The sequence below is a fragment of the Kocuria cellulosilytica genome (assembly GCF_040981245.1).
Lineage (GTDB): Bacteria > Actinomycetota > Actinomycetes > Actinomycetales > Micrococcaceae > Kocuria > Kocuria cellulosilytica.
On sequence record NZ_JAVFWZ010000004.1, the window covers coordinates 86,543 to 111,448 of the forward strand.

The 24,906-nt window shown below is 75.8% G+C and carries 19 protein-coding genes and 1 pseudogene; 13 read left to right on the forward strand and 7 right to left on the reverse strand.

Annotated features, from left to right (window positions below; genetic code table 11):
- Nucleotides 1-3 precede the first annotated feature (3 nt).
- Nucleotides 4-1,101 carry a general stress protein gene (locus RCG67_RS07995; protein WP_368825637.1) on the forward strand — a complete coding sequence of 366 codons (1,098 nt, stop codon included), beginning with the start codon at nt 4-6 and terminating at the stop codon, nt 1,099-1,101.
- Nucleotides 1,102-1,119: 18 nt separating this feature from the next.
- On the opposite strand, the gene RCG67_RS08000 is transcribed toward RCG67_RS07995, so the two are convergent.
- The gene (locus RCG67_RS08000; protein WP_368825638.1) at nt 1,120-2,694 is read right to left on the reverse strand and encodes an aminopeptidase P family protein; all 1,575 of its coding nucleotides are present in this window, start codon (nt 2,692-2,694) and stop codon (nt 1,120-1,122) included.
- An 82-nt stretch (nt 2,695-2,776) separates the two neighbouring features.
- Between RCG67_RS08000 and RCG67_RS08005 the strand changes: the two genes are divergently transcribed.
- The 3 genes from RCG67_RS08005 (at nt 2,777) to RCG67_RS08015 (ending at nt 5,807) form a co-directional block, all read left to right on the forward strand.
- Entirely contained in the window at nt 2,777-3,628 is an 852-nt protein-coding gene (locus tag RCG67_RS08005; RefSeq protein WP_368825639.1) for a PHP domain-containing protein, read from the forward strand.
- A 304-nt stretch (nt 3,629-3,932) separates the two neighbouring features.
- On the forward strand, nt 3,933-5,648 hold the full coding sequence (locus RCG67_RS08010) for a sodium:solute symporter family protein (RefSeq protein ID WP_368825640.1): 1,716 nt from the start codon (nt 3,933-3,935) through the stop codon (nt 5,646-5,648).
- Between the two features lie 27 nt (nt 5,649-5,675).
- Nucleotides 5,676-5,807: a putative transporter small subunit gene (locus RCG67_RS08015; RefSeq protein ID WP_368825641.1), complete on the forward strand. Its 132-nt coding sequence runs from the start codon at nt 5,676-5,678 to the stop codon at nt 5,805-5,807.
- 82 nt (nt 5,808-5,889) lie between these two features.
- Here the strand turns inward: RCG67_RS08015 and RCG67_RS08020 are convergent, their stop codons facing one another.
- The 5 genes from RCG67_RS08020 to RCG67_RS08040 form a co-directional block, all read right to left on the reverse strand.
- Nucleotides 5,890-6,747, reverse strand: coding sequence for a DNA-methyltransferase (locus tag RCG67_RS08020; protein WP_368825642.1), 858 nt, complete (start codon nt 6,745-6,747; stop codon nt 5,890-5,892).
- On the reverse strand, nt 6,744-8,510 hold the full coding sequence (locus RCG67_RS08025) for a DEAD/DEAH box helicase (RefSeq protein WP_438612650.1): 1,767 nt from the start codon (nt 8,508-8,510) through the stop codon (nt 6,744-6,746). The genes RCG67_RS08020 and RCG67_RS08025 overlap by 4 nt, the downstream gene beginning before the upstream one ends.
- Before the next feature lie 345 nt (nt 8,511-8,855).
- Entirely contained in the window at nt 8,856-9,092 is a 237-nt protein-coding gene (locus tag RCG67_RS08030; protein WP_058874809.1) for a DUF3107 domain-containing protein, read from the reverse strand.
- A gap of 52 nt (nt 9,093-9,144) precedes the next feature.
- On the reverse strand, nt 9,145-9,762 hold the full coding sequence (locus RCG67_RS08035; protein ID WP_368825643.1) for a TetR/AcrR family transcriptional regulator: 618 nt from the start codon (nt 9,760-9,762) through the stop codon (nt 9,145-9,147).
- Nucleotides 9,763-9,812: 50 nt separating this feature from the next.
- Nucleotides 9,813-11,138: a glutamyl-tRNA reductase gene (locus tag RCG67_RS08040; protein WP_368825644.1), complete on the reverse strand. Its 1,326-nt coding sequence runs from the start codon at nt 11,136-11,138 to the stop codon at nt 9,813-9,815.
- 148 nt (nt 11,139-11,286) lie between these two features.
- Between RCG67_RS08040 and hemE the strand changes: the two genes are divergently transcribed.
- The 8 genes and pseudogenes from hemE (at nt 11,287) to hemL (ending at nt 20,344) form a co-directional block, all read left to right on the forward strand.
- Nucleotides 11,287-12,492, forward strand: coding sequence for a uroporphyrinogen decarboxylase (hemE, locus tag RCG67_RS08045; protein WP_368825645.1), 1,206 nt, complete (start codon nt 11,287-11,289; stop codon nt 12,490-12,492).
- Complete coding sequence (hemG, locus tag RCG67_RS08050) at nt 12,489-14,027, forward strand: protoporphyrinogen oxidase (RefSeq protein WP_368825646.1); 1,539 nt, start codon at nt 12,489-12,491, stop codon at nt 14,025-14,027. Before hemE ends, hemG begins: the two co-directional genes overlap by 4 nt.
- Before the next feature lie 3 nt (nt 14,028-14,030).
- Nucleotides 14,031-14,783, forward strand: a complete 753-nt coding sequence (gene hemQ, locus RCG67_RS08055) for a hydrogen peroxide-dependent heme synthase (protein WP_368825647.1) — start codon at nt 14,031-14,033, stop codon at nt 14,781-14,783.
- Nucleotides 14,780-15,988 carry a ferrochelatase gene (locus tag RCG67_RS08060; RefSeq protein ID WP_368825648.1) on the forward strand — a complete coding sequence of 403 codons (1,209 nt, stop codon included), beginning with the start codon at nt 14,780-14,782 and terminating at the stop codon, nt 15,986-15,988. The genes hemQ and RCG67_RS08060 overlap by 4 nt, the downstream gene beginning before the upstream one ends.
- Complete coding sequence (hemC, locus tag RCG67_RS08065) at nt 15,985-16,938, forward strand: hydroxymethylbilane synthase (RefSeq protein WP_368825649.1); 954 nt, start codon at nt 15,985-15,987, stop codon at nt 16,936-16,938. Before RCG67_RS08060 ends, hemC begins: the two co-directional genes overlap by 4 nt.
- A gap of 104 nt (nt 16,939-17,042) precedes the next feature.
- A pseudogene (locus tag RCG67_RS08070) lies at nt 17,043-17,777 on the forward strand (uroporphyrinogen-III synthase); the annotation flags it as partial.
- A 186-nt stretch (nt 17,778-17,963) separates the two neighbouring features.
- A complete protein-coding gene (gene hemB / locus RCG67_RS08075) occupies nt 17,964-18,974 on the forward strand; it encodes a porphobilinogen synthase (RefSeq protein WP_368825836.1) in 1,011 nt (336 codons plus the stop codon).
- Between the two features lie 53 nt (nt 18,975-19,027).
- Entirely contained in the window at nt 19,028-20,344 is a 1,317-nt protein-coding gene (gene hemL, locus RCG67_RS08080; protein ID WP_368825650.1) for a glutamate-1-semialdehyde 2,1-aminomutase, read from the forward strand.
- A gap of 30 nt (nt 20,345-20,374) precedes the next feature.
- Here hemL and RCG67_RS08085 read toward each other — a convergent pair whose 3' ends face one another.
- On the reverse strand, nt 20,375-21,229 hold the full coding sequence (locus tag RCG67_RS08085) for a 3'-5' exonuclease (RefSeq protein ID WP_082697153.1): 855 nt from the start codon (nt 21,227-21,229) through the stop codon (nt 20,375-20,377).
- Between the two features lie 142 nt (nt 21,230-21,371).
- Between RCG67_RS08085 and RCG67_RS08090 the strand changes: the two genes are divergently transcribed.
- On the forward strand, nt 21,372-24,869 hold the full coding sequence (locus RCG67_RS08090; protein ID WP_368825651.1) for an ATP-dependent helicase: 3,498 nt from the start codon (nt 21,372-21,374) through the stop codon (nt 24,867-24,869).
- Nucleotides 24,870-24,906 lie beyond the last annotated feature (37 nt).

Here is a 24,906-nt window from a genome sequence, read left to right on the forward strand (position 1 = left end):
GGCATGAGCTCGCCACGGTCCCTGCCCTCCGCCAGCCCCGCCGCCCGCGGTCTGCCCCGCGGGGAGGTGATCGGGCGCTACGGCACGTACGCCGACGCCCAGAAGGCGGTGGACCACCTCGCGGACGAGCAGTTCGAGGTGGACCGGATCGCGATCGTCGGCAACGACCTGAAGTCCGTGGAGCAGGTCACCGGCCGGCTCAGCTACCCGAAGGTCGCGGGCCAGGGCGCGCTCAACGGCATGGTCTTCGGGGCCTTCCTCGGGATGATCCTCTCGCTGCTGGGCGGGGAGCAATGGCTGTCCACGCTGCTGGTGTCGGTGCTGATGGGCGGGGCCTTCTGGATGCTGCTGGCCACCATCACCTACGCGATGCAGCGCGGGAAGCGGGACTTCACCTCGACCAACCAGATCGTCGCCACCTCCTACGACGTCGTGGCGGCCCCCGAGGTGGCCCAGCGCGCCCAGCAGGTGCTGCGGGGGCTCCGGGGGCTGCAGGGCCCGCCCCGGACGGCGACCGGGCCGCGACCCGGTCCGCAGCAGGGTCCGCCGCCGGCCCAGCACCAGGGCCCGCCCCCGGCCCAGCACCCGGGGCCGTCCTCGGCCGGGGCCCCGTGGCAGCGGCCTCCGTACGGCGCCCCCGCGGAACGGGCTCCCGGCCCTGAGGGCCCCGTCCCGGCCGGCCGGGGCGAGCAGGCCGCCGCGCCCGGACCCTCCGCGACGTTCCAGGACCTGCCCGACGGCCGCCCCCAGTACGGCATCCGGCTCCCCGCCGGGCAGGCGCCCGGAGGACAGGACGCCGGGCCGGTGCCCGGAGGACAGGACGCCGGGCAGGGTCCGGCCGCGCCGGTGTCCGCCGGGCCGGAGCCCGGTGCGCAGGACGCGGGGCGCGGTGCCCCCGGGCGGGCTCCCGCCGGGCCGCGGTCCGGCGGACAGGAGTCCCGTGGGCAGGACGCCGCCGGGCAGGACGCCGCCGGGCAGGAGCCCCGCGGGCAGGACGCCGCCGAGCAGGAGTCCCGCCGGCAGGACGCCGCCGGGGGCGAGCCGCCCGCCGGGGGCGAGCCGCCCGCCGGCGGGAGCACGTCCGCCGGCGCCCCGCGCTGACGGGCGCCGGCGGGAGGCTCAGCTCGGGTCCACGCCCTCCCGGGCGTGCCACAGCCCGGTCATCCACGCCTCGACCTCGTCCGGGGTGCGGGGCAGCCCGGAGGAGAGGTTGACGTTGCCGTCCTCGGTGATCAGGACGTCGTCCTCGATCCGCACGCCGATCCCGCGGTACTCCTCGGGCACCGCGAGGTCCTCCGCCTTGAAGTAGAGGCCCGGCTCGATGGTGAACACCATGCCCGGCTCGATGACCCCGTCCACGTAGAGCTCCCGCTTGGCCTGCGCGCAGTCGTGCACGTCGAGGCCCAGGTGGTGGCTCGTGCCGTGGGGCATCCACCGCCGGTGGTGCTGGCCCTCCGCGGAGAGCGAGACCTCGGCGGGCACGGGCAGCAGCCCCCAGCTCTCCAGCCGCCGGGCCAGGACCTCCATGGCCGCGGCGTGCACGTCCCGGAACCGGTTGCCGGGCACCGCGGCGTCGAACGCGGCGTCGGCGGCGTCGAGGACCGCCTGGTAGATCCGCCGCTGGACCTCGGTGTAGCGGCCGTTCACGGGCAGGGTGCGGGTGATGTCCGCGGTGTAGAGGGAGTCGGCCTCCACCCCCGCGTCCACGAGGATCAGCTCCCCCGGGATGACGCGGCCGGTGTTGCGGATCCAGTGCAGGACCGTGGCGTTGTTGCCGCACGCCGCGATGGTGTCGTAGCCGAGGTCGTTGCCGTCCGTGCGGGCGCGGGCGAAGAAGGCGCCCTCGACCATGCGCTCGCCGCGGTGGCGGTGGCCCGCGGCCGCGGGCAGCACGTGCACGATGTCGGTGAAGCCGGCGATGGTCGCGTCCACGGCCTCGCGCAGCTGGCCGATCTCGTGCTCGTCCTTGACGAGGCGCAGCTCCGAGAGCGCCTCGGCGAGCTCGCCGTCGAGGGCGTCCGAGGACTCGAGGTCCACCCCGGTGTTGATCCGGGAGGTGTCGACCAGGGCGTCGACGTTCAGGTCCACCTCCCGCACGAGCCGGATCCGCAGGCCGCCCAGCGCGGTGGGCCCGGCGTTCTTGGTGACCGCGTCCTCGAGGCCCCCGAGGTCGCGGGTGCGCAGCCCGCAGGCGGTCCCGAGCTCCTCGAGGGTGGGCCGGGGGCCGACCCAGAACTCGCCGTTCTTGGCGTCGGCGTAGAACTCCTTCGAGTCCCGGCCGGCCATGGGGTGGAAGTACAGGGTGGCCTCGTGGTGGCCGCCGTCGTCACCCGCGCCCTCCTCGACGGGCTCGAGGACCAGCACGGCGTCGGGCTCGTGGTCCACGCCCAGACCCGTGAGGTGCGCGAACGCGGAGTGCGGGCGGAAGCGGTAGTCGGTGTCGTTGGAGCGGACCTTGAGCGGCCCGGCGGGAAGCACGAGCCGCTCGCCGGGGAACCGCTCGGAGATCCGCCGCCGCCGCTGCGCGGCGAAGTCCGCGACCGGGGCCCGTTCCGCCTCGGCGGGCTCCGCCTCGGCCCACTGGGACGCCATGAACTGCTGGAAGGCGGCGGAGTCGGGGCGCTGGGACCGGTTCTCGACCCGGTCCGAGAGCGGCTGCGCGCCGTCCTGGGGTGTCGTGCTGTGCTCTGTCATGATTCCTTTCCTCGCGTCGTCCGTCTCATCGTGCCACGGGAGGCGGCGGGCCGTCCGGCCCGCGGCCGGTATCGTGGAGCGGGTGAAGATCGACCTGCACACGCACTCGTCCGACTCCGACGGCACGGAGAGCCCGGCGGACGTCGCCCGTGCGGCGCACGCGGCGGGCCTGGACGTGTTCGCCCTCACCGACCACGACACCACGTCCGGGTGGCGGGCGGCCGGGGACGCCGCCGTGGCCCTGGGGGTCGCCTTCGTCCCGGGCATGGAGATCTCCTGCACCACCGGTGACGGGATCTCGGTACACCTGCTGAGCTACCTGCACGACCCGGAGGAGCCGGGGCTGCTCGCCGAGGTCGAGTCCTCCCGCTGCTCCCGGCGCACGCGGGCCGAGCGCATGGTCGAGCTGCTGTCCGAGGACTACCCGATCGACTGGGACGTGGTCCTGGAGCACGTGCACGAGGGGGCGACCGTGGGCCGCCCGCACATCGCCGACGCCCTCGTCACCGTGGGCGTCGTGGAGAACCGCACCGCGGCCTTCGCCTCGGTGCTGCACAGCCGCTCCCGCTACTACGTCCCCCACTACGCCCCGGACCCGGTGCACGCGGTCCGCCTCGTGCGGGCCGCGGGCGGCGTCCCGGTGTTCGCCCACCCGCTCGCCGCGGCCCGCGGCCGGGTGGTCGGCCCGGAGGTCTTCGAGGCCATGATCGACGCCGGTCTCGGCGGGCTCGAGGTCGCGCACCGGGACAACCCCGACGACGCGCGGGCCCGCCTGGTCCGGATGGCCTCCGAGCACGACCTGGTGGTCACGGGCTCCAGCGACTACCACGGCGCCGGCAAGCCGAACCGGCTGGGCGAGAACCTGACGTCCGTCCAGTCGCTCGTGCGGATCGAGGAGCAGGCCGTCTCCGGCGTGGCCGTGCGCTACCCCTGAGCGTTCCGCCGCCCCTGCTTCTACCACCCGGCGGCCGCCGCCACGCCCTGCTCGACCCTCCGGAGGCGGTGAGATCGCTCACGTCGGGCTCTGGGCCCCGAGGACCGTCCTGCCCCGTCACGACGGGCCGGAACGGCCGATCCGGGGGCCGCCGCCGCCCCCGGCCGGCCGTCGGCCGTGTGTTACGTTCGCCCAGGCCGCTCCCGGACGTGCGTCGACGCAGCAACGCCCCCCGCGCGGCACCCTCCCGATCAGCCGGCGGCCGGCGCCCCGCAGTGCCCTCCGCCCCGACGAAAGGACCTGCATGCCGCCCGCCGACATCGAACCGCCCTTCGGGCTCCTCCTGACCCTCGGTCTCCTCGTGCTCTTCTACGGGGGGACCTTTCTCATGTCCGTGCGCATCGGGCACCGGAAGGAGAACGCGGACAGCTACATGACGGCCGGTCACGGGGTCGGCTTCGGCGTCTCCGCGGCGTCCATGACCGCGACCTGGATCTGGGCGTCCTCGATGTACGCCTCGGTCACCTCCGGCTACACCTACGGGATCTCCGGGCCCATCCACTACGGGCTGTGGGGCGCGCTGATGATCCTGTTCATCTACCCGTTCGGCCGCCGGATCCGCAAGGTCGCCCCGCACGCCCACACCCTGGCCGAGGTCATGTACGCCCGGCACGGGCGCTCCAGCCAGCTCATGCTCGCCGGCTCCAACGTGGTGGGCAGCGTCATCAGCCTCATGTCCAACTTCATCGCCGGCGGCGCGCTCATCTCGATGCTCTCGCCGTTCAGCTTCGTGCAGGGCGTCGTCGTCATCGCCGTCGGCGTGCTCCTGTACACGCTGTGGTCCGGGTTCCGGGCCTCGGTGCTCACCGACTTCGCCCAGGTCGTGGCCATGCTCGGCGCGGTCGTGATCATCGTCCCCGCGCTCTTCTTCCTCCTGGGCGGGCCGTCCCTGTTCACCGAGGGCGCCCGGAACCTGACGCCCGAGCAGGGCACCTTCTTCTCCGGCGACGCCTTCCTCAACCAGGGCGCGCCCTACATCGCGGCCGTGCTGGCGTACGCCATCGGCAACCAGACCATCGCCCAGCGGCTCTTCGCCGTGCGCGAGGACCTCATCCGGCCGACCTTCGTCACCGCGACCATCGGCTACGGCGCGACCATCATCGGCATCGGCATGATCGGCGTGCTCGCCCTCTACGCCGGGCTCGAGCCCGTCGGCGGGGACACCAACAACCTGCTGCCGCAGATCGCGGCCGGCTACCTGCCGGGCATCCTGCTGGCGGTGTTCTTCGTCATGGTCATCGGCTCGCTCTCCTCGACCGCCGACTCCGACCTCTCCGCCCTGTCCTCGATCACCATGGCGGACATCTACGGCCAGGGCGTGCGCAGCCGGGGCCGGAAGGCCGACCCGCGGACCATGCTGCTCGTCGGCCGGCTGACCATGCTCGTCGCCACGGCCGTGGCCGTCGTGTTCGCGAGCCTGCAGCTGAACATCCTCGACCTGCTCGTGTTCGTGGGGGCCCTCTGGGGCGCGCTGGTCTTCCCCGTCATCGCGAGCTTCTACTGGGGCAAGGTCACGAACCGGGCGTTCACCGTCTCGGTGCTCGCCGCGCTGGCCGTGTTCCTGCCCGTGCGCTTCGGGGCCGTCCCCGGCACGGGCCTGCTGCCGCTGCTCGTCGAGGTCCTGGCCGTCGTGGGCGTGGGCGTGGTCCTGGGCCTGATGGTCTTCGGGTTCCTCGGCACCCGCCCGGCCCTCGTCGTCGGCCTGGTGGGCTCCCTCGCCTCCGCGCCGTTCGTGCTGGGCTTCCTGCGCGACTACGAGGCCCTCACGGGCTCCCTCGTCGCCTACGCGGTGAGCACGGTGGTGTGCTGGGCGATGTCCGTGCGCCACCGCGACGACTTCGACTTCGCCTCGATCCGGCGGCGCACCGGCGACTTCACCGACGACCCCGCCGAGGACCTCACCGACGAGTCCACCGAGAGCCCGGCCGAGCAGGCGCTCACCGCCCGCGGCGCGCTCTGACTTCCCGACGACCCCGAAAGGACGCCCATGTCCCCGATCGCCCTCACCGTCTACGTCCTCGTCTGGCCCCTCCTGGTGGCCGGCACCCTGGCCGTGATCTGCACCGCCTTCGGCAAGGAGGCTGCCGCGGCCAGGCGCGAGGGGAACGACCTCGTCTGAGCCGCTCCCCGCGCACCACGGCGTCGGGCCCGGACCGCCTCGTGCGGTCCGGGCCCGACGCCGTCACCGGGGGTGTCCGTGCTCAGTCCCACACGGTCGCCCCCGGCAGGCGGGCGCGCATGACCTCGATCGCCTCCGGGTTCCGGTCCACGCACACGAACCGCCGTCCCAGCTGCCCGGCGGCCGCGCCGAGCGTTCCGGAGCCGGCGAAGAAGTCCAGCACCCAGTCCCCGCGGGCGGAGCTGGCGGCGACCATCCGCCGCACGAGGCCCACCGGCTTCTGCGTGGGATAGCCGGTCTTCTCCCGGCCGGTGGGGGAGACGATGGTGTGCCACCACACGTCCGTCGGCAGCTTGCCCAGGCGGACCTTCTCGGGGGTCACCAGGCCGGGGGCCATGTACGGCTCCCGGTCCACCTCGGCGCTGTCGAACAGGTACCGCTCGGGGTCCTTCACGTACACCAGGACGTTGTCGTGCTTGGCGGGCCAGCGGCGCCGGGAGCGCCCGCCGTAGTCGTAGGCCCAGATGATCTCGTTCAGGAAGGACTCGCGCCCGAAGATCGCGTCCAGCATGACCTTGGCGTAGTGCACCTCCCGGTAGTCCAGGTGCAGGTACAGCGTCCCGTCGTCCGCGAGCACCCGCCAGGCCTCCCGCAGGCGGGGCTCCAGGAACCCCCAGTAGTCGGCGAACGCGTCGTCGTAGCTGCGCAGGGCCCCCAGCACGGTCGTGTAGGAGCGGCCGGCGAAGCCGGTGCGGTCTCCCGCGCCGGCGGAGGCCGGGGTCACGGTGGACTCCCGCCGGCGCTGGGTGCGGCCCGTGTTGAAGGGCGGGTCCACGTAGATCATGCGGAAGGCCCCGCCGGGCAGCCGCCGCAGGAGATCCAGGTTCTCCGCGGCGACCACCGCGTCGGGGCCCTCGGCGTCGAAGGCGAAGGGGCTCACTCGGCGGCGGTGCCGCTCTGCTCCTGCCGGGCCCCGCCGGCACCGCGGCGGCGCCGGCGGCGGCGGGTGGTGCCGTCCGGGGTGCGCTCCACCGAGGTCTCCCGGGGCGCCTCGCGGGTCCTCTCCCGGGCCGTCTCCCGCGGGGCGGCGGGCGAGGCGGCGTCGTCCCGGCGGCCGCGGCCCGCACCACGGCCCTCGCCGCGGCCGGCACCGCGGTTCTCGCCACGGCCCTCGCCGCGGCCGGCACCGCGGTTCTCGCCGCGGCCCTCGCCGCGGCCGGCACCGCGGTTCTCGCCGCGGCCCTCGCCGCGCCGGGCGCCGCCGCGCTCGCGCGAGCGGCCGTCCCGGCCGTCGCCGCGCGGGCCGCTCTTGCGCCCGCCGGGCTCGCCGAGGTCCTCGAGCACCTCGGCGCCGAGCCCCTCGTGGGTGCGCTTGGACCGGGGGAGCCGGCCCTTGGTGCCCTTCGGGATGCTCAGCTCCTCGTACAGGTGCTCGGACGAGGAGTAGGTCTCGCGGGGCTCGGGGATGCCGAGCTCCAGGGCCTTGTCGATCAGCCGCCAGCGCGGGACGTCGTCCCAGTCCACGAACGTCACGGCCGTGCCCTTGTTGCCGGCGCGGCCGGTGCGCCCGGTCCGGTGCAGGTACGTCTTCTCGTCCTCGGGGCACTGGAAGTTGATGACGTGGGTGACGTCCTCGACGTCGATGCCGCGCGCGGCGACGTCCGTGGCCACGAGCACGTCGACCTTGTTGTTGCGGAACGCGCGCAGCGCCTGCTCGCGCGCGCCCTGGCCCAGGTCCCCGTGCAGCGGGGCGGCGGCGAAGCCGCGGCCGATCAGCTCGTCCGCGAGCTTGGCCGCGGCCCGCTTGGTCTTGGTGAACACGATGGTGCGGCCCCGGCCCTCGGCCTGCAGGATCCGTGCCACGACCTCGTCCTTGTCGAGGTGGTGCGCCCGGTAGACCACCTGGCGGATGTCCTTCTTGGTGGCGCCCTCGTCGGGCGCGGCGGCCCGGATGTGCATGGGCTTGGTCATGTAGCGGCGGGCCATGGCCACCACGGGCCCGGGCATCGTCGCGGAGAAGAGCATGGTCTGGCGGACCTCGGGCACGGCCGAGAGCAGCTTCTCGACGTCGGGCAGGAAGCCGAGGTCGAGCATCTCGTCGGCCTCGTCCAGCACCACGGCCCGCACGGCGGAGAGGTCGAGGTGGCGCTGCCGGTTGAGGTCGATGAGCCGGCCGGGGGTGCCGACCACGACCTCGACGCCCGCCTGGAGCTCCTCGATCTGGGGCTCGTAGGCGCGGCCGCCGTAGATGGTCGCCACCCGGGCGTTGCGGGTCCGCGCGGCGGTCGCCAGGTCGTGGCCGACCTGGACGGCGAGCTCGCGCGTGGGCACCACGATGAGCGCCTGCGGGGCGCCGGGCTTCTTCAGCTGGTCCCACCCTGCGTCGCCGCGGCCCACGACGCGCTGGACCACGGGGATGCCGAAGCCGAGGGTCTTGCCCGTGCCGGTCTTGGCCTGGCCGATGATGTCCTGGCCGGACAGCGCCACGGGCAGGGTCATGGCCTGGATGGGGAAGGGGTGGACGATGCCCTCGGCGGCGAGGGAGTCCACGATGTCCTGGCGCACGCCGAACTCGGCGAAGTCCTGGGGCAGCGGCTCGGGGTGCTCGGTGGTCTCGACGACCACCTCGGGGGTGCCCTCGAGGGCGGCGTCGTCGCCGGGCGCGGCGGCGGCCGGTGCGGTGTCGGTGATGTGGTCGGTCACGGTCGGGTTCCTTCGTTCGGGCACGCCCGGCCGGGGGAGGGGACCGGGGTCCGGGCCTCCGGGCCGCCGTGCTGGCGGCCGCCGGGGGCGTGCGTTGGGTGGAAGCCGATCGTGAGCGTGCGCCGCCTCGACCGGGCGGGCCACGGGTTCGTGGCGCCCGGATCCGGTCCTGCGCGGGGCCGCCGTCAGGGGCCTGTCCGCGGGGAGCGGGGGCGATGAGGTGTCTGTCGTTCGTGGGATCGCGGGTACGACCGGTCATCCAGTGCGCTTAACAGTGTAGCCCGACGACCGCGCACCCTCCGTGCGGTCGCCGGGCCGGGTCCGCCGTGGCCGGCGGACGAGGTCTCAGTCGTCCTTCGTGAAGGGCATGAAGCCCACGGGCCGCTTCTGCTCGGCGCCGACGGCGGCGTAGCCGATGGCGCCGCCGGGAACGACCGTCACGTTGCCCTTCGTGTCGGTCAGGGTCAGCGGGGACCCGGCGGAGACGGCGGCGGTGATCAGCTCCACGGCCTCCGGCGCCTCGAGGGCGGACTCGACGACGATCTCCCGGGCGACGTGCTGAACACCGATCTTGATTTCCATGGTTCCTCCTGGACGGGGCTGCGGGATGCGTCCCGGTCAGTCTAGGAGGGCGCTACTGCCAGTCCTCGTCGATGATCGAGATTCCGCCCCAAGCTAAACGGAAGATCTGGCGCTGGGCCTCCGCCCGCCCGCCGGTGCCGGGGTTGCGGATCCAGTGCACCGCGGCGGTCTGCGCCATGCCGGTGAGGGAGCGCGAGACGAGCACCGCGTGCGGGTGGCTCAGCCCCGCGTTGGGCCCGAGGACCCCGGCGATCGAGTCGGCCACGGCCAGGTGGAAGTTCTCGAAGCGCTCCGCGACCTCCGGGTCCGCCAGCAGGTCCGACTCGAAGATCAGCCGGTGGGCCTCCGGGTTGTCCTCCACGAAGCCGAAGTAGACGTCCAGCATGAACTCCACCCGTTCGCGGTTGACGTCGCTGGCCTGCAGCGCCGAGACGAGGCCGAGGGAGAGCTCCTGCAGGTAGTGGTCCACGAGGGCGAGGTAGAGCTCGCGCTTGCCGGGGAAGTGCTGGTAGAGCACGGGCTTGCTCACCCGGGCGGCGTCGGCGATGTCGTCCATGGACGAGCCGTGGTAGCCGTTCGAGGAGAACACGGTCAGCGCCGTCTCGAGCAGCTGCCGCCGGCGGGCCTCGCGCGGAAGGCGCGCGGGGCGGCCTCTCCTGGTCTCAGTCATGAACCGTTCCTCCTCAACCGGCCGGCGGCGCCGGCCGAACGACTGCCGGCCTACCCCGCGGCCTGGGGGCGGCGGGTGATCTCCGGCGGCGCCGCGGCGGCCGGGGGCTCGGCCCGCTCCGCGGCGGGCGCGGGGACCTCGATCCCGTAGAGCGCCTCGAGGCCGGTGATGTACTCGTCCTGCCGGCCCTGCGCGGCGAGCTCGCGCGCGCGGACGGTGGGGGTGTGCAGGAGCGAGCGCACCATGCGGCGCATCGCGAGCTCGATCTGCTCCTGCGCGGCCGTGCACCCGTGGTGGGCGGTGACCTTCTCCAGCTCCGCGTCCAGGACGGCCATGGTGTGCTTGCGCAGGGCGACGATCGCGGCGTCCATGTCGCGGGCGTCCTGGCTCGCGGCGAACTCCTGGGCGGCGCGCTCGACGATCCCGCTCGCGGCCTCGACGGACTCCCGGGTCTCCTCCGGGGCGGCCACGCGCACCGACTCCAGGGTGATGAGCTCGACGCCGGGCAGGTCCGCCACGGCGGGGTCGAAGTCCCGGGTGAGGGCGAGGTCGACCACGGTGCGGGACCCGGCCGGGAACGCGGCGGCGCCCATGGGGGCGGAGCCGCCGCTGCAGCCGATGACGACGTCGGCGCGCTCCAGGGCCGCGTCCAGCTCCTCGGTCCCCACCGGCGTGCCGCCGCGGTTCTCCGTGAACTGCCCGGCCCGTCCGGACGCCGAGTACACCTCGATGTCGGCGCAGCCGCGGTCGCGGAGGGCGGCCATGGTCGCCCCCGCGTAGGCGCCCGTGCCGAAGACCAGGGCCCGCCGCGACGTCCAGGTGCCGGCCGTGACGTCGTCGGCGAGGTCCAGGGCCACGGAGACGATGGAGCGGCCGCGCTCGCCGAGGGCGGTCTGCGTGCCCACCTTGCGGGCGGTGCGGGCGGCCGCCTCGAACAGCCGCAGGAGCTTGCCGGAGACCGTCCCGGCCTGCTGGGCGTCGTTGAGGGCGCGGCGGACCTGCCCGGTGATCTCGCGCTCGCCCACCACGGCGGACTCCAGGCCGGAGACCACCGTGAAGAGGTGGCGCGCGGCACCGGAGTCGGTGAAGGCCCGCAGGGAGCCGGCCACGAACTCGGGGTCGAGCCCGGCGCGGGAGCCGATCTGCTCGGCGAGGTCGGCCAGCACCCGGTCCAGCGCCGCCCCCGAGGAGGTGCCCGGCACGTCCTCGAGCTCGCCGTAGATCTCGAGCCGGTTGCACGTCGAGAGGGTCACGGAGCCCCGGAGGGCCCCGCCGCGGACCATCTCCTCGGACAGCCCGAGCGCACCGGTGCTGAGACGCGCAACGGTGTTCAGATCGACGTTCTGGTGGGAGGCGACGAGTGCGAAGAGGACCACAGTGCATTCATACTAGACGGTCACCGCGGATCCGCGCCTCGGTGACGTCCGAGAGAACGCTCACGTCCGCCCCGCCCGCCCGTCCCGGGCCCCCGGTGACGCTGCGTCGGTAAACGACGTCGGTGTTCCTTGGCACAATGGGAGCACTATGCCTACCACCCCTGAGACGGCGAGCACGCCGGACACGTCGACCGCAGCCGATCCCGGGCACCCCACGGGCGGCATCCACCCCTCGACGGCGTTCCGGCGCCTCACCGGATCCCTCGGGGCGCTGCCGCAGGGCCATCCGCTGCGCTCCGCCGGCACGCTGGACGCCCCGCTGCTGCAGGCCCTCACGGGGCGCGCGCCGGACCGCCGCCCGGTGTGGTTCATGCGGCAGGCGGGCCGGTCGCTGCCGGAGTACCGGTCCCTGCGCCAGGGCACCGCGATGCTCGACGCCTGCCTGGACCCCGCGATGGCCGCGGAGATCACGCTCCAGCCGGTGCGCCGGCACGACGTCGACGCCGCGATCTTCTTCTCCGACATCGTCGTGCCCATGCGCGTGGCCGGCGTGGACGTCGAGATCGTCCCGGGCCGCGGGCCCGTGCTGGAGCGCCCCGTGCGCACGGCCGCCGACGTCGCGGCCCTGCCCGAGCTCGCCGAGGGGGCCCTCGACCCGATCCGCGAGGCCGTCGCCCGCACGGTCGCGGAGCTCGGCGCGACCCCGCTCATCGGCTTCGCGGGGGCGCCGTTCACCGTGGCCGCCTACATGGTCGAGGGCGGGCCCTCCCGCGACCACCTGCTGCCGCGCACCATGATGCACGCCGACCCGGCGGCGTGGCGGGCGCTCGCGGAGTGGGCGGCCCGGACCTCCGGGGCGTTCCTGCGCGCGCAGGTCGAGGCCGGCGCCTCGGCCGTGCAGCTCTTCGACTCGTGGGCGGGGTCCCTGTCCCTGGCCGACTACACCGCGCACGTCCTGGAGCACTCGGCGGCCGCGCTGAGCGCCGTCGAGGACCTCGCCGTGCCCCGCGTCCACTTCGGCACGGGCACGGGCGAGCTCCTCGTCGCGATGCGGGACGCCGGCGCGGACGCGGTGGGCGTGGACTACCGGATCCCCCTGGCGGAGGCCGGCCGCCGGCTCGGCGGGACCACGGTGCTGCAGGGCAACATCGACCCGGCCCTGCTCGCCGCGCCCTGGCCCGTGCTCGCCGAGCACGTGCGCGAGGTGCTGCGCGGCGGGGCCTCCGCCCCGGGGCACGTCGTCAACCTGGGCCACGGCGTCCCGCCGGGGACCGACCCGCAGGTGCTGACCGACCTCGTCTCCTTCGTCCACGACCAGCCGCTGGAGCAGTCCCCGGGCGGTGGCCGGCCGTGAGCGCGGAGCCGGACGGCACGCCCGCCCGACGGACCCCGCCCCGCTCCGCCCTCGTGGTGGGCGGCGGCGTCTCCGGGCTCGTGGCCGCACGCGACCTCGCCGCCCGCGGGCTGCGCGTGACGCTGGTGGAGGCCGAGGACCACCTCGGCGGAGCCGTCGGCGCCCACCAGGTGGCGGGCCTCGTGCTGGACTCGGGCGCCGAGTCCTTCGCGACCCGCTCCCGGGCGGTCCCGGACCTGCTGGAGGAGCTCGGGCTCGGCGAGCGCGTGGTGCACCCCAACCGCTCCGGCTCGTGGCTGTTCCTGCCGGAGGGCGCCGTGCCCGCGCCCGACTCCGGGATCCTGGGCATCCCGGCGGACCCCACCGCCCCCCGGCTGCGGGCGGCGCTCGGCCGGGCCGGCATGCTGCGCGCCGGCCTCGACCGCAGGCTGCCCGCGTTCGTCGGCATGACCGAGCGCTCCCTCGGCGGCCTCGTCCGGGCCCGGATGGGGGAGCGGGTGGTCGACCGGCTCGTCGCGCCCTTCGCCACGGGCGTGCACTCCGCCCATCCCGACGACCTCGACGTCGACGCCGTGGCCCCCGGGCTGCGCCGGGCCCTGCGCGAGCACGGCTCCCTCGGCGCCGCGGCCGCGGCCCTGCGCCGCGCCGCGCCCGCGGGGGCCAACGTGGCCGGGCTGCGCGGCGGCATGAACGCCCTGTCCGAGACGCTCGTGCACGACCTCGAGCGGGCGGGCGTGAAGCTCGTCACCGGCTACGACGTCATCGCCCTGGACCGCGACCCCCGGCGCGAGGGCTGGATGGTCATCCAGCGCCAGCCGCGCCACGGGCACAAGACCGCCGTGGCACGGGGCGAGCTGCTCGTGCTGGCCACCGACGGCACGACCGCCGTCCGGCTCCTCGCCGGCCACGAGGAGGACCTCCAGCGCTTCGCCCCCGAGCCGGGACCCCAGGTGGCCCTGGCCACGCTCGTGGTCGACGAGCCGCGCCTCGACGGCGCCCCCCGGGGCACCGGCCTGCTCGTGAGCGAGGACGCCCGCGGCGTGCGCGCCAAGGCCCTCACGCACGCGAGCGCCAAGTGGAACTGGGTCCGGGAGGCCGCCGGTCCCGGCCGGCACGTGCTGCGGCTCTCCTACGGCCGCGCCCAGACCGACGCCACCGCCGTGCCCCCGGAGGTGGCCCTGCCGGACGACCAGCTCATCCGGCTGGCCCTCTCCGACGCCTCGACCCTCCTGGGGATGCCCCTGCGGCCGGGCCAGCTCGCCGGCGCGGACATCGTGCGCTGGCGCTCCGCGCTGCCCCGCGCCGGCGTCGGGCACGCCCGGCGCGTCGCCGAGTTCCGGCGGGCGCTCGCGGTGCTGCCCGACGCCGTCGCGGTCGGCGGGTGGCTCGCGGGCACGGGCCTCGCCTCCGTCGTCGCCGACACCCGATCCCAGGTCCGCGCCCTGCTCGCCGAGGCGGGCGTCCCGGACACCGCCGCGCCGGCCGCCTCCGAGCCGGCCCGGACCCCACCGACCAGCACCCGACGAAAGGACTGAGCCTTGTCCCACGACACCAGCTCCCACGAGAACGGCGACCGTCCGGCCGCCCGGCCCGAGCCGACGCAGGACGGGGGCGCGGAGCAGCTGCACTGGGCCGTCTGGTCCGTGTTCGCCCGTCACGCCGACGGCGCCGGGTCCCGGACGGCCGGCGACGACGCCTCGGCGGCCGCCGAGTTCGACGGCGTGGTCGAGCAGCTGGCGGCGGAGGGCGTGACGCTGCGCGGCGCCTACGACGTCTCGGGGATGCGCGAGGACGCCGACGTCCTGACGTGGCTGCACGGCGACGACCCCCAGGTGCTCCAGTCCGCGGTCCGCCGGCTCCGCCGCACGGAGCTGCTGGCCGGCACCGCGCAGGCCTGGAACGCGATGGGCGTCCACCGGGACGCCGAGTTCACCCGGAACCACTCGCCGTCCTTCGCCCGCGGCCTCGCCCCCGAGGACTGGGTCTGCGTCTACCCGTTCGTGCGCTCCTACGAGTGGTACTACATGAACGCCCAGCGCCGCGCCGAGATGCTGCGCAACCACGGCATGGCGGCGCGCGACTACCCGCAGGTGCTCGCGAACACCATCGCGTGCTTCGGGCTCAACGACTACGAGTGGCTGCTCGCGCTCGAGGCCCCCGAGCTGGTGGACCTCGTCGACGTCATGCGGGCCTTCCGCAACACGGAGGCACGGCTGCACGTGCGCGAGGAGACGCCGTTCTACACGGGGCGCCGGGTCCGCTCCGAGGAGCTCGCGGAGGTGCTCCGTTGAGCGCCGAGAACGCCCTGTCACGGGCCCGGGCGCACGCGCCCGAGCAGTACGACGCCGTGGTCCTGTCGTCCTTCGGCGGCCCGGAGGGGCAGGACGACGTCCTGCCGTTCCTGCGCAACGTCACGCGGGGCCGCGGCATCCCCGACGAGCGGCTCGAGGAGGTCGCCACCCACTACCGGGCCAACGGCGGCGTGAGCCCCATCAACGCCCAGAACCGCGCGCTGCGCGCCGCCCTCGAGGCCGAGCTGCTCGGCCGGGGCCTGAGCGTGCCCGTGCTGTGGGCCAACCGCAACTGGGCGCCCTACGTGGCGGACGTCGTGCGGGAGTGCCACGCCCGCGGGATGCGCCGGCTCCTGGTGCTCGCCACCAGCGCCTACTCCAGCTACTCCGGCTGCCGGCAGTACCGCGAGGACTACGGGGTGGCGCTCGAGGAGCTCGGCCTCACGGAGGAGATGCAGGTGGACAAGGTCCACCAGTACTACGACTCGGAGGGCTTCGTGCAGCCCTTCGTCGAGGGCCTCCGGGAGGGCCTCGCGCAGGTCCGCGGGCAGCTGGGCGCCGAGGGCGGCAGGATCGCGGTCCTGTTCTGCACGCACTCCATCCCGACCACCGACGCCGAGGCGTCCGGGCCGGCGCGGATGGACTTCGAGGAGAACTCCGCCTACGTGGCCCAGCACCTGGCCGTCGCCCGGACCGTGCTCGAGCGCGTGGGGCCGGAGGAGCTGGGGGACCACACCTGGGACCTCGTCTACCAGTCCCGCTCCGGGCCCCCGCAGGTGCCGTGGCTCGAGCCGGACGTCAACGACGCGCTCGAGGAGGTCGCCGGGCGCGGGGTCGCCGGCGTGGTGCTCGTGCCGCTGGGCTTCGTCTCCGACCACATGGAGGTCAAGTGGGACCTCGACACCGAGGCCCTGGAGACCTGCGAGCGCCTCGGCCTGCCGGCGGTGCGCACCCCCACCGCGGGCACCCACCCGGAGTTCGTGGCCGGGCTCGCGGACCTCGTGGAGCAGCGCGTCGCCGGACGCGCCGCCCCGCCGCGGGTCTCCGCCTGCGCCTCGGCCACGTGGTTCGACGACTGCGCCCCGGACTGCTGCGTCAAGGTGCTGCGCGGCGCCGCCGGACCTCGTCCGACCATCGCCCAGCGCCCCCACGGAGAGCCCCTCCCGGTCGACCTCGACGAGGCCGGGGAGGTGCGGTGGGCATGACGGCCGCGGCACAGGGGCTCCCGTCGTTCCGGGTCGGGACCCGCGGCTCCCGGCTCGCGCTCACGCAGACCGGCACGGCGGCCCGCGCCGTCGCGGCGGCCGGCGGGCTGGAGCCGGAGCTCGTCACCATCCGCACCGAGGGCGACGTCCTCACCGGACCCCTGTCCCAGATGGGCGGCACCGGTGTCTTCGCCACGGCCCTGCGGGCCGCGCTGCTCGCCGGCTCCGTGGACCTGGCCGTGCACTCCCTCAAGGACCTGCCCACCGCGCCCGTTCCCGGCCTCGAGGTCGCCGCGGTGCCGGAGCGGGAGGACCCCCGGGACGCCCTGTGCGCCCGCGACGGGCTGACCCTGACCGGTCTGCCTGCCGGGGCCACGGTCGGCACCGGCTCCCCGCGCCGCGCGGCGCAGCTGCGCGCGGCGCGCCCGGACCTCGAGATCGTCGACATCCGCGGCAACGTGGGCACCCGGCTGGGACGGGTGGCCCCCGGCGACCTCGACGCCGTGGTGCTCGCCGCCTCCGGGCTGCGGCGGCTCGGGCTGGAGGACGCGATCACCGAGCTGATCGACCCGTCCGTCATGCTCCCCGCTCCCGGGCAGGGGGCCCTCGCCCTGGAGTGCCGCACCGAGGACGCCTCGGGGGACACTCCGCTCGCCGCCGCCCTCGCCGCGGTGGACCACCTGGAGACCCGCCTCGCCGTGACCGCGGAACGGGCGCTGCTGACCCGGCTCGAGGCCGGCTGCGCGGCCCCCGTGGGCACCTTCGCGCGGATCGAGGACGGCGTGCTCGTGCTCGACGTCGTCGTGGCCGACCCGGACGGCAGCCGGGTCATGCGCCGCAGCGGCCGCACCGCGGAGCGCGGCGTGGACGCCGCCCGGGCGCTCGGCTTCCGGCTGGGCGACGAGCTGCTCGCCGACGGCGCCGGCCGGCTGGCCCGGTTGACGCTCTGAGACCCGTGCCGCACCCCGGCCCCGCCGACCGTTCCGCCGACCCCGCCGCCCTGCGCGGGGCCAGGGTCGTCGTGACCCGCTCCGCGGACCGGGCCCGGAAGCTCGTGGCGCTGCTGCACGGGCACGGCGCCCGGGTCCGGCTCGCCCCGCTGCTCGAGGCGACCCTGCCCCGGGACACCCGTCCCGTCGCCGCCCTGCTGGACCGGGCGGCCGACCCGGGGGCCGCCGCCGGGTCCTGGCTGGTGGTCACCTCGGTCACCACCGTCCGGGCGCTGCGTGCGGTCGCCGGGGAGCCGACCGGTGCGGGGCTCGGCGACCGGGTCGCGGCGGCACGGGAGGCCGGCCTGCGCGTGGCCGCGGTGGGGGACGCCACGGCCGCGGCCCTCACGGCGGCCGGGCTGCCGCCGGACCTCGTGCCCGGCACCGCCCACTCGGCCGCCGGGCTGCTCGCCGACTGGCCGCCGGAGCCGGCTCCCGGCACCGTCCTGCTGCCGCTCTCCGCCCGGGCGCGGCCCGTGCTCGAGACCGGCCTGACCGGGCGGGGGTACCGGGTCCTGACGGCCACGGCCTACGAGACCGTGCCCTGGCCGGCCGCCGCGCCCCTCGTGCGGTCGGCCCCGGACCAGGACGTCGAGGAGCTGCACCGGTCGGACCTGCTGGCGGCCCTGGCCGCGGGCGAGGCCGACGCCGTGGTGCTCACGGCGCCGTCCCACCTGGCCGAGCTCGTCGGCGACGACCCCGCCGTCCTGGCGGGCACCGTCCTCGTGGCCATCGGCGAGCCCACCCGCCGCGCCGCCGCCGACCTCGGACTGCCCTCCGTGGCCGCGGCCCTGCCCACCCCCGAGGGGATCCGCGACGCCCTCGCCCGGGCCCTCGCGGACCGGGCGCCCGCCGCCCGCCCCGCCCCGCGGACCGCCCGCACCGCTCCACCGGCCCCGCACCCGGCCGCGCCGGCACCGGCCGCGCCGGACTCCGCGGCGCCGCCGACACCGACACCGATCCCGACGACCGAGGAGACGAACTCCGTGACCCACCGAACCCCGCGCTACGACCTGGTCTCCCGCCCCCGCCGCCTGCGCACCACCCCCGCCGTGCGCCGCCTCGCCGCGCAGACCAGGGTCCACCCGTCCGACCTCATCCTCCCCGTGTTCGTCCGGGAGGGTCTCACCGAGCCGGCCCCGCTCGGCTCCATGCCGGGGGTCGTCCAGCACTCCCCGGACTCCCTCCGGCGCGCCGCCGCGGAGGCGGCGGCCAAGGGCCTCGGCGGGTTCATGGTCTTCGGCGTGCCCGCCGAGCGGGACCCCGAGGGCAGCGCCGGGTGCGACCCCGAGGGGATCCTGAACCGGGCGCTGCGGGCCGTCCGCGCCGAGGTCGGCGACGACCTCGTGGTCATGGCCGACCTGTGCCTCGACGAGTTCACCGATCACGGCCACTGCGGCGTCCTCGCCGAGGACGGGACCGTGGACAACGACGCGACCCTGGAGATCTACGGCCGCATGGCCGTGGCCCAGGCCGAGGCCGGTGCCCACGTGCTCGGTCCCTCCGGGATGATGGACGGCCAGGTCGGCGTGATCCGGTCGGCCCTCGACGAGTCCGGGCACTCCGACGTCGCCGTGCTGGCCTACTCCGCGAAGTACTCCTCCGCGTTCTACGGTCCGTTCCGCGAGGCCGTGGACTCCCAGCTCCAGGGCGACCGCCGCACCTACCAGATGGACCCCGCCAACCGCCGGGAGGCGCTGCACGAGCTGCAGCTGGACCTGGACGAGGGCGCCGACATGGTCATGGTCAAACCGGCCATGAGCTACCTCGACATCCTCCGCGACGTGGCCGAGGTCTCCCCGGTGCCCGTGGCCGCGTACCAGATCTCCGGCGAGTACGCCATGATCGAGGCCGCCGCCGCCAACGGCTGGATCGACCGGAGGGCGGCGGTCCAGGAGTCCGTGCTGTCCATCCGCCGCGCGGGCGCCGACTCCGTGCTCACCTACTTCGCCGTCGAGCTCGCGGACTGGTTCCGCGACGAGAACGGCCTCTCCTGACCCCCACCGTCCCCCGAGCCGGCAGCCCCGGCGGAAGGAAGCAGACAGAACCCATGAGCGTTTCCCAGGAACTCTTCGACCGCGCGCGCAAGGTCATGCCCGGCGGGGTCAACTCCCCCGTGCGGGCCTTCGCGTCCGTGGGCGGGACCCCGCCCTTCATTACCGCGGCCAAGGGCCCGTACCTCACCGACGCCGACGGCCGCGAGTACGTCGACCTCGTCAGCTCGTGGGGGCCCGCCCTCGTCGGGCACTCCCACCCGGCCGTCATCGAGGCCGTGCACGAGGCCGTGGAGCGCGGCCTGTCCTTCGGGGCGACCACGCGCGGCGAGACCGAGCTGGCCGAGCTCGTGGTCGAGCGGGTCGGCGCGATCGACGAGCTGCGCATGGTCTCGACCGGCACGGAGGCGGCCATGACCGCGATCCGCCTGGCGCGCGGCGTGACCGGCCGGGACCTCGTCGTGAAGTTCGCCGGGTGTTACCACGGGCACGTGGACTCCCTGCTGTCCGAGGCGGGATCCGGCGTCGCGACCCTCGCCCTGCCGGGCTCCGCCGGGGTCACCGCGGCCACCGCGGCCGAGACCCTGGTGCTGCCCTACAACGACCTCGCCGCCGTGGAGGAGGCCTTCGCCGCGCACCCGGGCCGGATCGCCGCCGTCATCACCGAGGGCGCGCCCGCCAACATGGGCGTGGTCACCCCCGGCGAGGGCTTCAACGCGGGGCTGCGCCGGATCACCCGGGAGCACGGCGCCCTGATGGTCTTCGACGAGGTCCTGACCGGGTTCCGCGTGCACGAGGCCGGCTACTGGGGCCTCACCGCCGCCGGCGAGGACGGCTGGGAGCCCGACCTGTTCATGTTCGGCAAGGTCATCGGCGGCGGCCTGCCGGTCGCCGGGGTGGGCGGACGGGCCGCGGTCATGAACCACCTGGCGCCCCTGGGCCCCGTCTACCAGGCCGGCACCCTGTCGGGGAACCCGGTGGCGATGGCGGCGGGGGCGGCGACCCTGCGCACCGCGGACCGGATCGCCTACCAGACCGTCGACCGGCGCTCGGCGCAGCTCCAGGACGCGGTGCGCGCCGCGCTGACGGAGGCCGGGGTGGACCACTCGATCCAGTCGGCCGGCAGCCTGTTCTCGGTCGCCTTCGGCACCTCCGCCACCGGCGTGCACGACTACGCGCAGGCCAGGGCGCAGGAGACCTTCCGCTACCCGGCGTTCTTCCACGCGATGCTCGACCAGGGCGTCTACCTGCCGCCGTCGGTGTTCGAGGCGTGGTTCCTCTCCGCCGCGCACGACGACGCCGCGATGGACCGGATCGTCTCCGCCCTGCCGGCCGCGGCCCGCGCGGCCGCCGAGGCCCGGCCCGCCGCCTGACCCGGGGCCGCGCCGCCGTCCCGGGAGCGCTCAGGCGTCCTCGGGACGGCGGAACGGCCAGGCGCCGTCCACCACGGCGTCCGGCCGGGTCCTGCGGAAGTACTCCTGCAGGCTCGCGGCCTGCTCGGCGGCCCACCCGACCTGATCGGCGTGCAGCGCGGCCGCGGGGCGCACCAGCTCGGGGAAGCGGCGGGCCATCAGCACCGCGAGCCGCTCCGTGGCGAGCGAGTCCGCCGCGGAGGTGTGCGCCGCGGTGAGCTCGACGCCGTACTCCTCGCACAGCGCCCCGAGGGTGCGCTTGCCGCGCCGGTACCGGTGCACCTGCTTGTTGAGCACGTAGGGGTCCAGCACCGGGAAGGGCCGCGGCACCTCGATCCCGTGGCGCCGGCCCTCGTGGGCGAGGACCGTGAAGTCGTACGAGGCGTTGAACACCAGCACGGGCGTGCCCGCGGCGAAGAGGGCGTCCAGGACGCCGGCGATCTCCGCGACCACCTCCGCGGCGGGCCGCCCCTCGGCGCGGGCCCGCTCGGTGCTCACCCCGTGCACGGCCGCGGCCTCCTCGGGGATCTCCACCCCCGGGTCCGCCAGCCACTCCCACTCGTCCGTCACGGCCCCCTCGGCGTCGGTGCGCACCACGGACGCCGTGACGATGCGTGCCGTGTGCGGGTCGCGGCCGGTCGTCTCGAGGTCGAACGAGGCGCGGGGGCCCTCCGTCCACGCGGCGGGCTCCTCCCCGGCGCCCGGGGGCGCCCCGAGGTCGAAGAGCACGTCCTGCTCCGCGGCGTCGTCCGCCGCGGGAGGATCGGCCCGCGGCGCGCGCAGCGGGGCGGCGTCGAACAGGGGGAGCTGGTCGGTGGGGCCGGCGGGGCCTGAGGGCGAGGACATGGCTCCCACGGTACCGGCCCCCTCCGACCCGGGACGCGCCACCGCTGCGGGGCGCCGTGCCGCCGGGGACCGGTGCGGGCCCTCCGGCGCGCACGGGAGCGGCGGGCTTAGACCGTCGGAGTCCCGTGATGGGATGGGATCCATGCGGCACACCGAGGACAGCACCCCCGCCACGAGCTCCGCCGTGCCCGGAGCCGTGCGCTGGAACCTGGTGCCCCCGAACGGCTCCGCGCCGGAGCGCACCGCGTGGCGGCCCGGCCCCGAGCAGGAGGAGATCGCCGCGCTGCCGGCCGGGTGCGGCCCCCGGCTCGTGCTGGGCGGTCCCGGGACCGGGCGGACCCGCGTGCTCGTGGAACTGGCGGCGCGCCGGATCGGCCACGGCCTCGACCCGGACCGGCTGCTCGTGCTCACGCCGTCCCGGCTCGCGGCCGCCCGGCTGCGGGACGACCTCACGGCCGCGGTCGCCGCGACCATGAGCTCCCCGCCCGTGCGGGCCTGGCAGTCCTACGCCTTCGACCTCCTCCGGCGGGCGCAGAACGAGGGGCTGCTCCCGGGCGTCGCGCACGGCCCCAAGCTGCTGTCCGGCCCGGAGCAGGACGTGCTCATCGGCGAGCTCATGGCCGGGCACGCCGCCGGCCTCGGGGCCGCCGTCGTGTGGCCCCCCGACCTCCGGGAGGCCCTGGGCACCCGCGGCTTCCGCCAGGAGGTGCGCGAGCTCTTCGACCGGATGTCCGAGTACGACCTCGCCCCCGACGACCTCCGCGCCCTCGCCCGGCGCCTGGAGCGCCCGGACTGGGCGGCGGCCGCCACGGTGCGCGCCGAGTACCTGGCCGTGCGCCGGCTGCGGATGCCGGAGTCCTACGACCCCGCCGTCCTCGTGACCGAGGCCGCGCGGGTCCTCGAGGAGCAGCCGGAGTTCCTGCGGGCCGAGCAGGAGCGGCTCGAGCTCGTGCTCGTGGACGACCTGCACGAGGCGACGCCCTCGATCCACCGGCTGCTCGCGGTGCTGTGCCGGGGACGGGACACCGTCATGACCGTCTGCACGGACACCGTGGTCCAGGGCTTCCGCGGGGCCCGGCCCGACCTCCTGCGCACCCTCGACGACCGCCTCGCCGATCCCGCACGGCTTCTCCGGCGGCACTCCCTGGGCACGAGCCGGCGGATGCCTGCGGCCGTCGCGGAGGTCTGGCAGCGCGTGGCCGAGCGGATCCCCGCCGTCGCCGGGGCCCGGCACCCCCGCACCCTCCTGCCCCCCGAGAACGCCGCGGACGCCGCGAACACACCGGACGCCGCGAACACACCGGACGCGACGAACACACCGGACGCCACGGACGCCCCGGCCACCACGCACGCCCCGGGCGCCAGCGCGGAGCACGCCCCGGCCGGCGGCCCGGGGGCCGGCGCGGGAGCCGGTGCGCCGCAGGGCGAGGTCATCACGGTGGTGCTCCCCTCGCCGCTGCACGAGGCCCGCTGGATCGCGCACCAGGTCCTCGAGCGCCACCTCGTGCACGAGGTCCCGCTGGCGGACATGGCCGTGGTCGTGCGCAACGGCCGCTACCTGGAGGGCCTCGAGCGCCAGCTCTCCGCCCTCGGCGTGCCCGTCAGCACCTCCGCGGCGGAGACGCCGGTCCGGGACGAGCCGGCGGTGCGCCCCCTGCTGGGCGCCCTGCGCATCGTGACCGAGGCGGCCGGGGCGGCGGGGGACCGCGGGGCGGACGGGCACTTCGGCGCCCTCACCGTCCAGGCGGCCGTCGACCTCCTGACCTCGCGGATCGGCGGCGCCTCCCCGATGGACGTCCGCCGGCTGCGCCAGCGGCTCCGGGCGGAGGAGCTCGCCGCGGGCGGGGTCCGCACCAGCGACGACCTGCTCGTGGAGGCCCTCGTGGCCCCCGGGGCGCTCGAGGCCTCCGGGGTGCGCTCCGTGCCGGCCCGCAGGATCTCCCGGATGCTCTCGGCCGGGACCGGCGCCCTCCAGGAGGAGGGCGCCACGGCGGAGACCGTCCTCTGGGCCCTGTGGGAGGCGGCCGGGGTCGCCGAGTCCTGGCGGCGCCGCGCGCTGGAGGGCGGCCCGGCGGGGGAGCGGGCCGACCGCGACCTCGACGCCGTGGTGGGCCTGTTCGAGTCGGCCGAGCGGTACGTCGACCACCTGCCCGGCGCGAGCCCCGCACAGTTCCTGGACTACATCGACAACCAGGACCTGCCCATGGACACCCTGGCCGCCCGCGCCCCGACCGACGAGACGGTGGAGATCATGACCCCGGCCACGGCCGCGGGCCGGCAGTGGCCGGTGGTGTTCGTGGCCGGCGTGCAGGAGGGCGTGTGGCCCAACACCCGTCTCCGCGGGCAGCTGCTGGGCGCGGACCTGCTCACGGACGCGCTCGACCTCGGCGTCGAGCAGGCCGCACGCGTCACCCCGGTGACCCGGATGCGGGAGGTCCGCCACGACGAGCTGCGCTCCTTCTCCGCCGCGGTCTCCCGCAGCTGCGGAACGCTCGTGGTCACGGCGGCCTCGGGCGAGGACGAGCAGCCCTCGGAGTTCCTGGACCTCGTCGACCCGCCGGGATCCCGGGACGGGGACGGCACCCGGGTCGTCGTGGACGCCCCGCGGCCCATGACGCTGCGCGCCCTCGTGGCCGAGCTGCGGCAGTGGGTCCAGCTGCACGAGGAGGACCCGGTCCGCTCCGAGGCCGCGGCCCGGCTGCTCCACCGCATCGCCTCCTCCCCGCGCCCGGTGCCGGGCGCCCATCCCGACACCTGGTGGGGCGCGGCGGAACTCTCCAGCACGGCGCCCGTCTTCGACGACGGCGTCCCCGTGCCCGTCTCCCCGTCCCGGATCGAGACCATCCACCGGTCCCCGCTCGACTGGTTCGTGGCGGCCTCGCGGGCCGAGGCCGCCACCGACCTCAGCCGCAGCCTCGGCTCGCTCGTGCACGCCATCGCCGAGGAGCTGCCGGAGGCGGCGGGCTCCGAGCTCGTCGCCGAGCTCGAGCGCCGGTGGCCCACGCTGGGCCTGCCGGACACCTGGGAGTCCGCGGTCCAGCTCGAGCGGGCCCGGCAGATGCTGCGCAAGTTCGCCCAGTACGTCCTGGAGGCCCGCAGCAAACACGGCCGCCGGCTGGCCTCCGTGGAGGGCGCCTTCAGCGTGCTCGTCCAGGGGCGGGCGCGCGACGCCCTGCTCCGGGGCCGCGTGGACCGCCTGGAGCTCGACGAGCAGGGCCGCTACGTCGTCGTCGACCTCAAGACCGGACGGAACCAGCCGGCCGGGGCGAAGATCGCCGAGCACCCGCAGCTGGCGGCCTACCAGGTGGCGCTGACGGCGGGGGCGGGCACGGCCATGGTCGCCGGGGCGGACGAGGCCGTCCTCGAGCTGCCCGGCGGCACCGTGACGGAGCTCTCCGGCGGCGCCCTGCTCGTCCAGCTCGGCACCCGGGCCAAGTCCCCCTCCGTGCAGCAGCAGGACCCCCTCGACCCGGACGCCACGTGGGCTCGGGAGCTGATCACCCGGGCCGCGGAGCTCGTGGCCGGGGAGCGGTTCACCGCCCGCCACGACCAGGCCGAGGGCGCCTTCAACGGGCACGGGTGCAAGCTGCCGCAGATCTGCCCGCTGTGCGCCGAGGGTCGGCAGGTGAGCGAGCCGTGAGGACGGACCCCGGACCCCTCCCACCCGGACAGCAGGA